Source organism: Paenibacillus polymyxa M1, from assembly GCF_000237325.1.
GTDB classification, from domain to species: Bacteria; Bacillota; Bacilli; order Paenibacillales; family Paenibacillaceae; genus Paenibacillus; species Paenibacillus polymyxa_C.
This window is the reverse complement of the sequence record NC_017542.1, coordinates 4,412,083-4,425,882: the sequence shown is the minus strand read 5'-3', so window position 1 is coordinate 4,425,882 and position 13,800 is coordinate 4,412,083. Positions and strand designations below refer to the sequence as shown.

Sequence of the window (13,800 nt, the reverse complement as noted above, 5' to 3'; positions counted from 1 at the left end):
GAGGGTGTCCCGAAAGGCCTTTTGGCCTGGGGGCACCCTCTTTTGTATATCCTATTTTGCGAAGATGGCTAGTTCTACAATTTAAAGCGTTTGACCTCTTCCAATAGAAGATCTGCATGAGAATCAAGTTTGGCAGAAAGGTCGGCAATATTGTTCATAGCATGACCTTGTTCTTGTACTGAAGAAGCTACTTCCTCAGTAGATGCTGCACTTTGCTCAGAGACAGCAACAACGCTGGAGATGACATCGGAAATATGTCCGGCATTCACACGGAGATGATCTGCTGCAGCAGAAACGTCTTCAATTTGGGCAAGCATGTGTTGAGAAGCGCCACGTATGGATTCAAACGCCTGTCTCGTTGCAATGGCAGCATGCTCCTGTTCTACAGTTACAGCAAGAGCCTTCTTCATTTCCTCTGCGCTTTGTACTCCCGCAATTTTAATTTCTTCCAGCTTACTCATGATATTGTCACTGGAATTGCCCGCTTGTTCGGCTAGCTTTCTCACTTCGCCCGCGACGACGGCAAAACCCCGTCCGTGTTCCCCGGCCCGTGCCGCTTCGATGGATGCATTGAGGGCCAGCAGGTTTGTTTGTGCGGCGATATCGTGGATGGCTCCGGCCAGCCGCTCAATATCCTGAGTTTTCAACGTGAGTGAATCTACCGCCTCTCCTGCCGCAGTGGTCGTTTGTCTGGACTCGGCTGCCAGTTTCGCTTGGCGCTCTGCCGTTTCATATCCGGCCAGTACAGCAGAATCTGTTTCGAATACAGCAGTTTGGGTCCGTTTGACACTTTCGCCAATCTGGTTGATGGAGCCTGTCATGTGTGTCAGCTTTTCAGAACCGGAATATACGGCCTCAGCTTGGTCGCTTGCTCCTTGAGCCAGCTCCTGTACTGCACTGGAAATTTGTGAGGCAATAGTTCCCGTATCTTTGGCGTGTTGATGCATATCATGGGAAGCGGAACTGACATCGCTAGCTGTATCTGATACCTTACGCAACAGGTGAGTGAGATTGTCTGACATGAGGTTAAAATCTGTCCCCAGGCTGGCAATTTCATCTTTACCCTTAATATCCACACGGGCGGTCATATCGCCTTCAGCTATCCGTTTGACATTAGCTTGGAGTCTGCGAATCGGCTTGATAAAGTTGTTTGCCGCCCAGGTCGCCAGCAGCATAGCAACGACTAAAATGATAGCAACAGTAATAATCAACTGATTACGAGTGGAGTAATACTCCTGAAAAGCTATATCTTTGGAAATAGACAGGCCTACAATCCAGCCTGTGCTAGGCATTTTTTTAAAATAAAGCTGACGGTCACTGCCATTGTAGCTATAGTCTGTTTTTCCCGAAGCTGCGCTGAGCAGGGTCGCGGTCGATGATCCTAACTCGGGGGTTTCCTTGAGGTTTTTGCCAGCCAGCTTGTTATCTGGATGCGCGATTACGACTCCCTTTTGGTCAATCAGAAATGCGTAGCCCAATCCGTTCAGATTTATGCTTTGAATCATTCTTGTCATATCGTTGAGCATAATATCTTCGCTGACTACCCCGGTGATAGAGCCGTTCGCATCCTTGAGCGGTTTAGCGATGGAAATGGTGAAGTCATTACTGCCTGCGTCAGTGTAAGGTGATGAATAATACATTTCTCCCTTGGTTTTGGCATCCTTGTACCACGGGCGAGCGCGAGGATCATAATTTGCTTCAAACCAGCCAGATCCATCCCAGTAAGAACCATCCTCATAGCCTGCATAAATGTTGGAAATATTTTGATCCTTATAGTTTTGGAAAGCTGCTTTCAGAGATGCTATTTTGGCATCTGATGAAATATCACTGGATTCCAGACTCGCAGCTAATGTTTCGATAATTTCAGCTTTGCCGCCTGTCCATCCGTTGAGCTGATTCACGGTTTCGGAAGCTTTGCTGTTCATAAGCTCTTGGATATCATGATTGGCCTGATTTTTAACGCTTGTCATGCTAATGACGGATAAAGGCCCGGCTGCAACGATTACAATGCAAGTGAAAAGAAGAATAAGCTTCATTTTTAAGTTCATGTAACGACCCCCGATGTTTCAGAAATGTGAAAGCTTAGGATAGTGCTTTGTACTTATATCGTCAGATCGAATGACTTTGTTTATTGTTTTCATCCATTTTCATCAATTTTTCACAATGGTTATTTATGGAACACCTTAGACTGGCGGGAAGGATTAAACTAGAGGTACAGGCATATACTTAAAGGAGGCTAGTCCGGTAAGGGGGCACAAAATGGACCAATTAACGAAAAGTAGACTGTTCCGGTACGGCATATGGACGCTGCTGGGACTTGTCATTCTATATTTTATCTGGCTGCTGAGACCTTTGTTTTTGCATTTGTATGAATTTCTGAAAACAATCATTGCTCCGTTTGCGGTAGCGATGATCATCTCCTATGTACTTAATCCTGTAGTGAGTATGCTGGGCGGTCGAAAGGTGCCTCGTAGTGTAGCTGTACTGCTTATTTACGCTGTGTTTTTGGCCAGTCTTATTGTGATCCTGATGAATCTGATTCCGATGTTCATTGAACAACTGGATGAGCTGAATGAGCATCTGCCAGAGCTGACCATGCATGCACAGGGACTAATGACGAATATGGACAGCGGTATTTTACCCCAAGGGGTGCGTACGGGGATGAATCAATGGTTTTTCCAACTGGAGAATCGGATGGCTACTGGGATTTCTACCTTTATGGACAACATCGGTGGGATGATCAACATGTTGTTTAATGTGTTCATCGTACCTTTTCTCATTTTTTATATTTTAAAGGATTTTGACGTGTTTGAACGGACGATTGTTTCTTATCTCCCGCGTTCTCGTCGTAAGGCGATTGTATCGGTGCTTAAGGAAATTGATCAGGCGCTTGGCAACTATGTCAGGGGCCAATTGCTGGTGTGCGTCATTATTGGCGTAATGGCGTATATTGGATATATGCTGATTGGCATGCCTTATGCGCTGTTGCTGGCCGGAGTTGTGGCTCTTTTTAATATTGTTCCATATTTGGGCCCCTTTTTGGGCGCTGCACCGGCAGTAATTATGGCTTCTACGGTTTCTTTAAAAATGGTGCTTTTAGTGGTAGTCGTTAATGCCTGTATTCAAGTGTTAGAAAGTAATGTAATCTCTCCTCAGGTGGTGGGACGAACGCTGCATCTGCATCCGCTAGCCATTATTTTCGCTCTGCTAGTCGGTGGGGAAATTGCGGGAATTGCTGGCTTGATCTTGGCAGTTCCAGTGATGGCTGTTTTGAAGGTAGGGCTTCAGCATTTTTTTGCATATTACGTGAAGCGAAAAACAATCTAATTTCGTCTATATCCCGGATGCATGCTGTCTGAAATCGCGTTGACACGGCTAAATGACACGGATATACTGAATTGAGTATGTTTAAATGTGTTTATCCAGTAGGGAAAGCTCATTTCGGAGTGCGGGCTGAACCCGCCGGGATGCTCCCGTTACCAGTGAAAACAAGGCGATCGATCGTCCGTTAAGCAGATGTTGGTGTGCGCTTGCACATGTGGCATTTCGTACAGAGGGGACGGCGATAACCAGGGTGGTACCGCGATACAATCGTCCCTGATCCGTTCAGGGGCGTTTTTCTATTTTTTATGGCCTGTGCCAGAAACCAGTGACACCATAATTAGGAGGCTACTTATATGAAAGCTAGTGAAATCCGCTCCAAATGGCTGGAGTTTTTTGAAAGTAAGGGACATGTGATTGAACCAAGCGCACCGCTTGTTCCACACAAAGATCCTTCCCTGCTATGGATTAATGCGGGTATGGCGCCGCTTAAGCCTTATTTTGACGGACGCGTAAAACCAGAAAATCCACGTATCGCCAATTCGCAAAAATGTATTCGGACGAACGACATTGAAAATGTCGGTAAAACGCGCCGTCATCATACGTTTTTCGAAATGCTTGGGAACTTTTCTATTGGCGACTATTTCAAGGAAGAAGTCATCACATGGGCGTGGGAGTTTCTGACAGACCCGAAATGGATCGGCTTTGATCCAGAACGTCTGGCTGTAACGGTATATCCTGAGGATGAAGAAGCGTACAAGCTGTGGAATGAAAAAGTTGGACTTCCGGCTGAACGTATCATCAAACTGGAAGACAATTTCTGGGATATCGGTGAAGGCCCTTGCGGACCTTGTACGGAAATTTTTTATGATCGTGGCGAAGCCTACGGCAGCGACATGACGGACCCTGAAATGTATCCAGGGGGAGAAAATGAGCGTTATCTGGAAGTGTGGAACCTCGTATTCTCACAATTCAACCATAACAAAGATGGCAGCTACACGCCGCTTCCCAATAAAAATATAGATACAGGAGCTGGTTTGGAGCGTTTTGCATCCATTTTGCAAAATGTGGATTCCAACTTCGATACGGATATCTTCCAGCCACTAATCCAGAAAACGGCTGCCATGGCAGGAGTTAAATATAACGACAATGTGGACAGTGATGTGGCTCTCAAGGTCATTGCTGACCATGTTCGTACCGTGACTTTCGCGATTGGTGACGGTGTACTTCCTTCTAATGAAGGACGAGGTTACGTCATTCGCCGTTTGCTGCGCCGGGCTGTTCGCTATGGAAAAATGTTGGGCATGAATCGTCCATTTATGTTTGAACTGGTGGAAACCGTTGGGGATATCATGGGCGTATACTACCCTGAGGTCGTGGACAAGCGGGATTTCATCATCAAAGTGATTAAAACAGAAGAAGAGCGTTTCCATGAAACATTGACAGACGGATTAGCTATTTTGGCTGATATCAGTGCTCAGGCAAAGGCCGAAGGCCGCAACGTCATTAGCGGAGCAGATGCTTTCAAGCTATATGATACGTACGGGTTCCCATTCGACCTCACAGAGGATTATGCGGACGAGCAGGGCTTGAAAGTAGACCGTGAAGGCTTTGATGAAGCGATGCAGGAACAGCGTCAACGTGCGCGCGATGCTCATCAAGATAATGCCAGCATGAAGATTCAGGGCGGAGCTTTGTCTGATCTGGCGGTTAAAAGTGATTTTGTTGGATATAATGACCTCGTAACTGAGTCCAAAATTGTGGCAATTGTATATGATGATATGCTGGTGGAGAGTGTTAGTGAAGGACAGTCCTGTCAGGTCGTGCTGGATGTGACTCCTTTCTATGCCGAAAGCGGCGGGCAAGTGAGTGACCATGGCTTACTGCGTGGCGGAACGGTAACCGCGAAGGTTGAAGGGCTGTTCAAGGCGCCGCAAGGTCAGCATGTGCATCAAGTCGTTGTAGAGGCTGGTGAGCTGAACGTAGGCGATACGGTAAAAGCTGAAGTAGATCAAGCTTCACGTGGAGAAATTGAGAAAAACCATACGGCTACGCATTTGCTTCACAAAGCGCTTAAAGAAGTGCTGGGTGACCATGTCAATCAGGCGGGTTCCTTGGTAGAACCTGGGCGTCTGCGTTTTGACTTCTCCCATTTTGGTAGCATTACTCCAGAAGAGCTGGCGGATATTGAACTGCGGGTTAACCGTGCCATCTGGAGCCAACTGAATGTGACGATTGAACTGAAACCGATTGACGAAGCCAAAGCTCTTGGAGCGATGGCACTGTTTGGTGAGAAATATGGTGATATCGTACGGGTCGTTAAGGTTGGCGATTACAGTATCGAACTGTGCGGAGGATGTCATGTCAGCAATACTTCGCAAATTGGTTTGTTCAAGCTTGTCAGCGAGAGCGGCATCGGGTCAGGTGTACGTCGTATTGAAGCAGTGACCGGACGTTTTGGTTTTGAGTATATGGAAGGTCAATTAGAGCTGTTGAAGGTGTCGGCTGGGCTTGTTAAATCCAAGCTGTCCGAGGTGCCAAAACGCATCGAATCTTTGCAGCAACAAATTAAAGACCTCAGTCGTGAAAATGAATCACTGCAAAGCAAGTTGAGCGCTATTGAGGCGGGTCAGCTGACTGATCAAGTCGTGCAAGCTGGCGGAGTGCAGTTGTTGGCTGCACGCGTGCAGGCCTCCAGCATGGATGCGCTGCGTGCAATTGCTGATGAGCTGAAAAGTAAGCTCCCTGCAGCTGTGCTGGCGCTAGGCGCTGCAATGGACGACAAAGTTAATTTTGTCGTTGTTGTCCCGGCTGAGCATACCAAGACGGGACTTCATGCAGGTAAGCTCGTGAAAGAAATTGCGGCCGTATGCGGCGGCGGTGGCGGCGGACGACCTGACATGGCGCAAGCCGGGGGTAAGGATGCCAGCAAGCTGGACGAAGCACTTCAACGTGCGCATGAATTGGTGTCAGCAGCCTCACAAGGATAAAGTTCGATAATTTTTGCGGGTTTTTGGAAAAAAACGGACTTAGACATTTCCTTGAAGGGCTTTGCTTATGGTATGATATAAAAGAATAAGCTGGCATAAACATGTACACATGTTTTGTGGAAGCGAGGTGTCAACAATGGATTCCATGGACAAAACGGTCAAATTTAATGTCAAGGCGGATGAGAAGGAAGCTTCTGCTCAGGAGATTTTGTTGACCGTATATGATGCGTTGGTAGAAAAAGAATACAATCCGATCAATCAAATCGTCGGGTATTTGCTATCCGGTGATCCGGCTTATGTGCCGCGGCATAATAATGCTAGAAGCCTGGTGCGTAAAAAAGAACGCGATGAATTGATTGAAGAGCTGGTTCGTTTCTATCTCGCTAAGCATCGTTAGGAGACAGGCATGAAAGTAATGGGATTGGATTACGGGGATCGCCGAATTGGGGTCGCCGTAAGTGATGCCTTCGGCTGGACCGCCCAAGGATTGGTAGTCATAGAACGACGCGGTGACGACAGCGAGTTCGGTAAAATTGCAAATTTGGTTCGTGAACATGAAATTGGTGAGGTTGTTGTAGGCTTGCCGAAAAATATGAACGGAACCGTGGGTCCACGCGGTGAGATTTGCATTGAGTTTGCGAACCGGCTCAAGGAGTTACTGGGTTTACCCGTTCACCTTTGGGATGAACGGCTGACGACGCGTTCGGCAGAGCGTGCGCTTCTGGAGGCCGACGTCAGCCGCAAAAAACGCAAGCAGGTGGTAGATAAACTGGCCGCAAGCCTGATCTTGCAAAATTATTTGGACGCACACAGTACAAGGTGAGGGGGATTTCGTAATGGCTGAAAATCAATTGGGTATGGAAGAAGAGCCGGAAATTATTTATATTGCCGATGACGAGGGCAACGAGGAAGAGTTCGAGGTCATTATGAAGTTTGAGGTAGATGGTTCCGAAGCAAAGTACATGATGGTTGCGCCAGTGGACCCTGAAGCTGATGAGTCCGATGTGTACGCCTTCCGCTACGAAGAAGAAGGCGATGATATTAAATTGTTTGTGATCCAAGACGATGCCGAATGGGAAATCGTCGAAGAGACCTTTAATACATTTGTAGAGGAAGAAGAAGAGGAAGACGGGAAATGACGAGCTATTCACGTGAAGACCTGAGCTGGACCTCTGATTTGAAGGAAGCATTTGACGGCGATGTAGAGTTGCAGGATGAACAGGGTCATGCAATACGCATGGAGTTGGAAGCAGAGTTCAAGGTAGGCGAGCAACGGTACGCCGTATTGCGTAGACCTGGTGCTGCTGCTGGCGAACATGAATTATATCATGTAAGCTCATCCACAGACGGCGAAATCTCCATCACCACCATTGAAGATGATGATGAGTGGGAAGATATTTCTGAGCTGTACGACGAATGTACGTTGCCGGAAGAGCTGTAAGTCTGGATAACGAGCAGATCAAACCTGAAAGGGCGGACCAGTCCGCCCTTTTTGGCTGTGAAGGAGTTGGGTGGATGTGAAGCGAAGGACAAGGATGCTTACGTTGCTTCTCGTGCTTGTTTGTATAGCGGGAGGTGCAATCCTCTATATATGGAATGCCATGCAGCCTGTTCAGCCGAAAACACAACCCGTTGCTTTTACGGTGGTAAGGGGTACGGGAACATCGGCTATTGCAGATACGCTGGAGCAAAAGGGACTTATACGTAATGCGCTCGTGTTTAAGGCTTATGTAAAATTCAAACAGCAAGGAAACGCATTTCAGGCTGGAAAATATGAAGCGCAGCCTGGCGCAACCTTTGATCAGCTGATTGCCAAGCTATCGGCTGGGGACGTAGTCAAAGAGGAAATGATCCGTTTTACAATCCCGGAGGGTTTTACGATTAGACAGATGGCTGAGAAGCTGCAAAAGGAAGGACTGGCAGACCGGCAGCAATTTTTGCAGCTAGCCAACGATCCGTCCGCTTTTGACGTCCCGCTGGTACGGGACATACCAAAGCAGGCGGGGCTTCGCTATGCGCTGGAAGGCTATCTTTTCCCGGAAACTTATGAACTGAAAAAGGGAAGCACAACCAAGGATATCATTCAGACGATGCTGGAGCAGACGCAAAAACGTCTGGATACCATTTCTGACCTGGATGCCGGGCTGCAGCAACGCAGTGAAACACTGCATCAGCTGCTGACAGTTGCCTCTCTGGTAGAGCGTGAGGTGGTTGTAGACGATGAGCGGCCTATCGTAGCTGGCGTTATTTATAACCGTCTTCAACAGGATAAAAAGCTGGAAATTGATGCTACAGTTCAATATATGCTGGACAAGCAAAAGGAACGACTGTATTACAAGGATTTGGCTGTAGAAAGTCCTTATAATACGTATATACATCAAGGACTTCCACCAGGACCGATTGCAAGTCCCAGTCTGAAATCAGTAGTGGCGGCTCTACAGCCGAAATCTACAGATTATTTATTTTATGTGACCAAAAAAGATGGAACACATAAACATTTGTTTGCCAAAACGTATAAAGATCATTTGCATAACATTCAGGTAAGTAACCGTAAGACAAATTAGGAGGTGAGCCTATGGCTTACAAACCCGAACTGCTGGCAACTGCCAGCTCTCCGGAGGATGCCCGCCATATGCTGGAGGCTGGAGCTAATGCATTGCTGATTGGAGATGACCGCTTTGGCATGCGGTTGCCAGGAAATTTTACACCGGACCAAATCCGTGAGGTTGTGGAAGAAGCACGGAAGCATGCCGCACAGGTATATGTATCTATGACGAATTTGATGACGAACGAGCTATTGCCACTTCTTCCGAAGTATGTGCAAACCATAGCTGAATGCGGCATAGACGCCATTGAGTTTAACGATCCAGCAGTGCTCATGGCGGTGAAGGAACATGCTCCTCATCTGAAACTTTTCTGGAACGGAGAGATGATTTCTACCAACTTCGCAACCGCCAACTATTGGGGCGAAAAAGGGGCATCACGTGTCATCTTGGCTCGTGAGCTCAGTATGGATGAAATTACGGAAATGATTCCAAAGTTGAATATAGAAGCACAGGTTCAGGTACATGGAATGACCAATATTTATCACTCCAAGCGTAAGCTTGTTCAAAGCTATATGCTGCACCAAGGTCGCACGGTAGAAGGCGATCTCGGCAGAGGGCGTGGCTTGTTTCTGATTGAAGCAGAGCGGAAGGAAGAGAAGTTCCCCATTTACGAAGATATCAACGGGACACATATTATGAGTTCGGATGATTTTTGTATCATGGAGGACCTGCAAATTCTGATGGAGGCGGGTGTGCACAGCTTTAAGATCGAGGGCTTGTTGAAACCCACCGCTTACAATGAGGCAGTTGTCCGTGCTTATCGCAAAGCAATAGACAGCTATACAGCCGACCCGGATGCTTATGTTTATGATGAAAGCTGGCTGGATGAGGTTCGCCGTCTTCAAGACCCTGAACGGGAACTCTCCTTCGGATTTTTCTACAAAGAGCAGGTTTATTAATTACAAAATGAATTTACAGAGGGGGGAACGTCATGGGAACGATCACCAAAACGAGAAAATATACAGGTAAACGGAATCGTCTGGATAAGCCAGAGCTGTTGGCTCCTGCCGGAAATCTAGAAAAGCTGAAGTTTGCCGTTCACTATGGCGCAGATGCTGTATATATTGGTGGACAAAAATACGGTCTGCGTTCTAACGCCGATAATTTCAGTTTTGAAGAAATGCGTGAAGGTGTGGAATTCGCCAACAAGTACGGTGCTAAGGTGCTTGTGGCGACTAATATCTATGCTCACAATGAAGATATTGCCGGAATTGAGGAATACTTGCGCAATCTGTATGAAGTAGGAATTCATGCCGTTATCGTCGCTGATCCGGCCATTGTATCCGTGGCATTGCGGGTAGTTCCCGGATTGGAAGTGCATTTGAGCACACAGCAGTCCACGCTGAATTGGCAAGCGGTAAAGTTCTGGAAAGACGAGGGACTGCCGCGTGTGGTACTTGGACGTGAAACCAGCTTGGAGGAAATCGAAGAAATTAAAAAGCATGTGGACATCGAAATCGAAGCTTTTGTCCATGGTGCGATGTGCTCTTCATTTTCCGGTCGCTGCGTGTTATCCAATCACTTTACAGACCGCGATTCTAATCGTGGAGGATGTTGTCAGTCTTGCCGCTGGAAATATGATTTGTTTGAGGATGCCCGTCCAGGTGAGGTTTGGATATCTGAGGAAGAGGCACAGGATAACAATGTACTAAAACAGTTCCAGCTTGGCGTTAACCAACTTCCATTGTTTGAAGAAAGCGATAATGCTTTTTCTATGGGTTCCAAGGATCTGTGTATGATTGAAAATATTCCTGATCTGATTGATGTGGGTGTAGACAGCTTTAAAGTGGAGGGACGTATGAAGTCCATCCACTATGTAGCTACGGTCGTGAATGTCTACCGTCAAGCGATTGATTCTTATATGGCTGATCCGGAAAATTATGTACTCAAACCAGAATGGATTGAAGAAATTAACAAGGCAGCCAATCGTCCGTTAAATACAGGATTCTTCTATGATACACCGGATCATGAGGATCATATTTATGAGCCGGAAGAAAAAGCAGTCCCTTATGATTTTGCCGGACTAGTCATGGATTACGATGCCGCAAGTGGCATCGCAACGATTCAACAACGTAACCATTTTAAACCAGGGCATGAAATTGAATTTTTCGGGCCGAACGGAACGTTTTTCAAGCAAACGGTCGGAACGATCTGGGATGAGGAAGGCAACGAATTAGATGCTGCACGTCATCCGCTTCAACGAATCAAAATGAAGGTAGATCAGCCTGTATCGTATTTTGATATGATGCGTAAAAAGAAGTAAATAAGCCTTAAGTCACAGGTGAAAAGATTCAAAAGCCTCTCCTATCGGTTGGAGAGGCTTTTTTTTGAATAGTTTTCTAGGAAAAAAGTTTCACAAAATTTAGTTGATACTCAAAGGAAAGCTACATTCCTTGTCGAATAGTTCCGATAGAGATTATATAGATAATAGATACATAAAGGATGACGTGGAATAAGAAACTAATTATATGGTGGTAGGTGAGAGGAATGGGTTTTCGGAAAAAAGAGAGAAATGCAGCAAAAAGGCAACCTAAGAAAACGGATCCAATGAAAGGCTTGAAAGGAAGTAAAGTAACAACGGATAAAGGGGAGGAGACGGTTGTGATGTCTTCGAAAGATACTCCCTGGGTAGCTAAGGCCTTACGTAAATGCACATACAATTTAAAGCGTTTACTTAAGCCTGAAAGATACAGTAAGGATTTTATGCATTTGGTCAAAAACTATAATCCGATCCGTTCGGTTGGAATGAAGTTGTTTCTGATCTTTTTTGCAGCCATTATGTTATTCGTGGTCAGCCTGGGGATGCTCTCGTACTACAAAGCTAAAAGTACGATTGAACAAAATGCAGCTACAGCGTATCAACAAACAGTTCAGCAAACTTCGGAAAAGCTTGATATTATTTTAGAGCGCTTTCAAGACACATCGACACAGGTATTTTTCGATACTGAATTAAGTGATCAGTTGCAAAAGGCTGTAAAGCAAGATAAAAATCCCTTTGCATCTTTTGTTGCTATGGGCGAAGTAAACAAGAAATTAACGAATATTGCTTTTACAAATAAAGCGATTGATTCATTGTACCTGTACCCGGAAGAAACCAGTTTAGCTGCAATGGGTACCGGAACACAAAAGGATGTACGGCAGGAAGCATGGTTTAAGGATATTTTGAAAAACAAGGGAATGGTTTGGCTACCTACGCAGGTGAATGACAATGGCAGCAAGACCTTTCGTCTGGCACGCTCCATGAACAGCATGTCCGGGTTGGGAGGGACTTATGTTCTGGTTATGGATTTAAAGGCCAGTGCGGTGGAGGACGAGTTGAAAGGTGTTAATTTGGGCTCAGGCAGTATGATTAGCCTTGTGACAGATAAGGGTGAGTTTGTTGGCTCTAACAATGAGAGTTTGGCAGGAGGAAAGACAAAGCTGGATTACGTTTCCAAGCTTGAAGGGATCGAAGGGAATCAAATTATGGAGCAGGTAGCAGACGGAAAAGAGCAAAGTGTGCTTGCGGTTCATAATACACTGGGAACTTCCAAATGGATTCTCGTGGGTGTAGTGCCTGTATCTGAACTGGTGAGAGACGCCAGGGGAATACTTACCACAACCTGGGTATTTGCTGCGGTAGCGGCACTCATTGCATTGTTCATTGGTCTGTGGATGGTACGTCTTGTGGCTCGTCCATTGACACACCTAAAGGATTTAATGATTGAAGGCGCCAAAGGCAACTTGCAAATCCGAACGAAGTATAAGGCACAGGATGAGATTGGACAGTTGTCTGAAAGTTTTGATACGATGATGGAGCAAATTACACTGCTGGTAGAACAGACGAATGCATCAGCACAGGAGGTACTGAATACAGCGACGGAACTGAGTGATGCCTCGAAGAAGACAGCCGTTTCAGCCAAAGAAATTGCAGCCGCAACGGAAGAGATTGCTCATGGTGCCACCAGTTTGGCAACAGAGGCGGAACGTGGCAGCGGGTTAACCGGGAACATATCCCAGCAAATGGATACGGTTATGACTTCTAATTATGAAATGAGTCTGGTCGCACAAGAAGTTGAACAGTCCAGTGAAAAAGGGACAGTTCAGCTGAGAAATTTATTGAGCAAAACTAAGGTTACGGAAGAAACTACGCATGCTTTGGTAGGCAAAGTAGATGAACTGAAGCAGACAACTTCCGATGTCTTTAAAGTGCTGGATGTATTACAGAATATTGCTAAACAAACGAACATTCTATCACTGAATGCGACGATTGAAGCGGCACGAGCTGGGACAGCCGGGCGTGGTTTTATGGTGGTAGCCAATGAGGTTCGTCAGTTGGCAGAGCAATCACGTCAAGCCATTCGTACGGCTACAGGTATTACCAATAATATCGTCAATGAGATGAATGAAACGGTACAGGCGTTATCTGAAGTGTATCCGCTGTTCCGGGAGCAGATGGGAGCCGTACAAGAAACGACGGACATTTTCCAATCGGTGCAGCAGCAAATGGGAGAGTTCGCGCTTCGGTTGGGAACAGTCACCGCATCCATTCATCATCTGAGTGAATCGCAGACTACTTTGTCCGAAGCAATGACCAATGTAAGTGCGGTAGCCGAGCAATCCTCGGCTACTTCGCAGGAAGTCGCTTCTCTCAGTAATGAACAGGCCAATATCGGTAATCAGCTGGTAGGCTTGTCTGATAAGCTGGAAGGAGTATCGGTGAATTTGAAAGAACAGCTTTCGAGGTTTACAGTGTAGGTGTTCTAAAATCAGGGGTATCAGGAGCACAAATTATGAATACAAACACAAAGTTGGCTTGGGCGGTTCTAGCCATTACTATTTTTATAACGGTCTATTATTCGTTAGACGAAATTTTAGGTTGGAGCCCATATTTCTCACTAGAT

Annotated in this window: 11 protein-coding genes; 10 read left to right on the top strand and 1 reads right to left on the bottom strand. The window is 46.2% G+C overall.

Going from position 1 to position 13,800, the window contains the following annotated elements; all coding sequences use genetic code 11:
* Positions 1-74: 74 nt before the first annotated feature.
* Positions 75-2,048 carry a methyl-accepting chemotaxis protein gene (locus PPM_RS19875; protein WP_013372610.1) on the bottom strand — a complete coding sequence of 658 codons (1,974 nt, stop codon included), beginning with the start codon at positions 2,046-2,048 and terminating at the stop codon, positions 75-77.
* A 211-nt stretch (positions 2,049-2,259) separates the two neighbouring features.
* On the opposite strand from PPM_RS19875, the gene PPM_RS19870 reads away from it, so the two are divergent.
* The 10 genes from PPM_RS19870 (at position 2,260) to PPM_RS19825 (ending at position 13,654) form a co-directional block, all read left to right on the top strand.
* Positions 2,260-3,327, top strand: a complete 1,068-nt coding sequence (locus PPM_RS19870) for an AI-2E family transporter (RefSeq protein WP_013372609.1) — start codon at positions 2,260-2,262, stop codon at positions 3,325-3,327.
* A 350-nt stretch (positions 3,328-3,677) separates the two neighbouring features.
* Positions 3,678-6,311: an alanine--tRNA ligase gene (gene alaS, locus PPM_RS19865; protein WP_013372608.1), complete on the top strand. Its 2,634-nt coding sequence runs from the start codon at positions 3,678-3,680 to the stop codon at positions 6,309-6,311.
* Between the two features lie 136 nt (positions 6,312-6,447).
* Complete coding sequence (locus PPM_RS19860) at positions 6,448-6,708, top strand: IreB family regulatory phosphoprotein (RefSeq protein WP_007431624.1); 261 nt, start codon at positions 6,448-6,450, stop codon at positions 6,706-6,708.
* A 9-nt stretch (positions 6,709-6,717) separates the two neighbouring features.
* The gene (gene ruvX, locus PPM_RS19855) at positions 6,718-7,134 is read left to right on the top strand and encodes a Holliday junction resolvase RuvX (protein WP_013372607.1); all 417 of its coding nucleotides are present in this window, start codon (positions 6,718-6,720) and stop codon (positions 7,132-7,134) included.
* Between the two features lie 13 nt (positions 7,135-7,147).
* Positions 7,148-7,450: a DUF1292 domain-containing protein gene (locus tag PPM_RS19850; RefSeq protein ID WP_013372606.1), complete on the top strand. Its 303-nt coding sequence runs from the start codon at positions 7,148-7,150 to the stop codon at positions 7,448-7,450.
* Entirely contained in the window at positions 7,447-7,752 is a 306-nt protein-coding gene (locus tag PPM_RS19845; RefSeq protein WP_013372605.1) for a DUF1292 domain-containing protein, read from the top strand. Before PPM_RS19850 ends, PPM_RS19845 begins: the two co-directional genes overlap by 4 nt.
* Before the next feature lie 94 nt (positions 7,753-7,846).
* Positions 7,847-8,875 carry an endolytic transglycosylase MltG gene (gene mltG / locus PPM_RS19840; protein ID WP_013372604.1) on the top strand — a complete coding sequence of 343 codons (1,029 nt, stop codon included), beginning with the start codon at positions 7,847-7,849 and terminating at the stop codon, positions 8,873-8,875.
* Between the two features lie 11 nt (positions 8,876-8,886).
* Complete coding sequence (locus PPM_RS19835; protein ID WP_013372603.1) at positions 8,887-9,816, top strand: peptidase U32 family protein; 930 nt, start codon at positions 8,887-8,889, stop codon at positions 9,814-9,816.
* A 32-nt stretch (positions 9,817-9,848) separates the two neighbouring features.
* Positions 9,849-11,180: a peptidase U32 family protein gene (locus PPM_RS19830; protein ID WP_016324647.1), complete on the top strand. Its 1,332-nt coding sequence runs from the start codon at positions 9,849-9,851 to the stop codon at positions 11,178-11,180.
* 224 nt (positions 11,181-11,404) lie between these two features.
* Positions 11,405-13,654, top strand: a complete 2,250-nt coding sequence (locus tag PPM_RS19825) for a methyl-accepting chemotaxis protein (protein ID WP_013372601.1) — start codon at positions 11,405-11,407, stop codon at positions 13,652-13,654.
* Positions 13,655-13,800 lie beyond the last annotated feature (146 nt).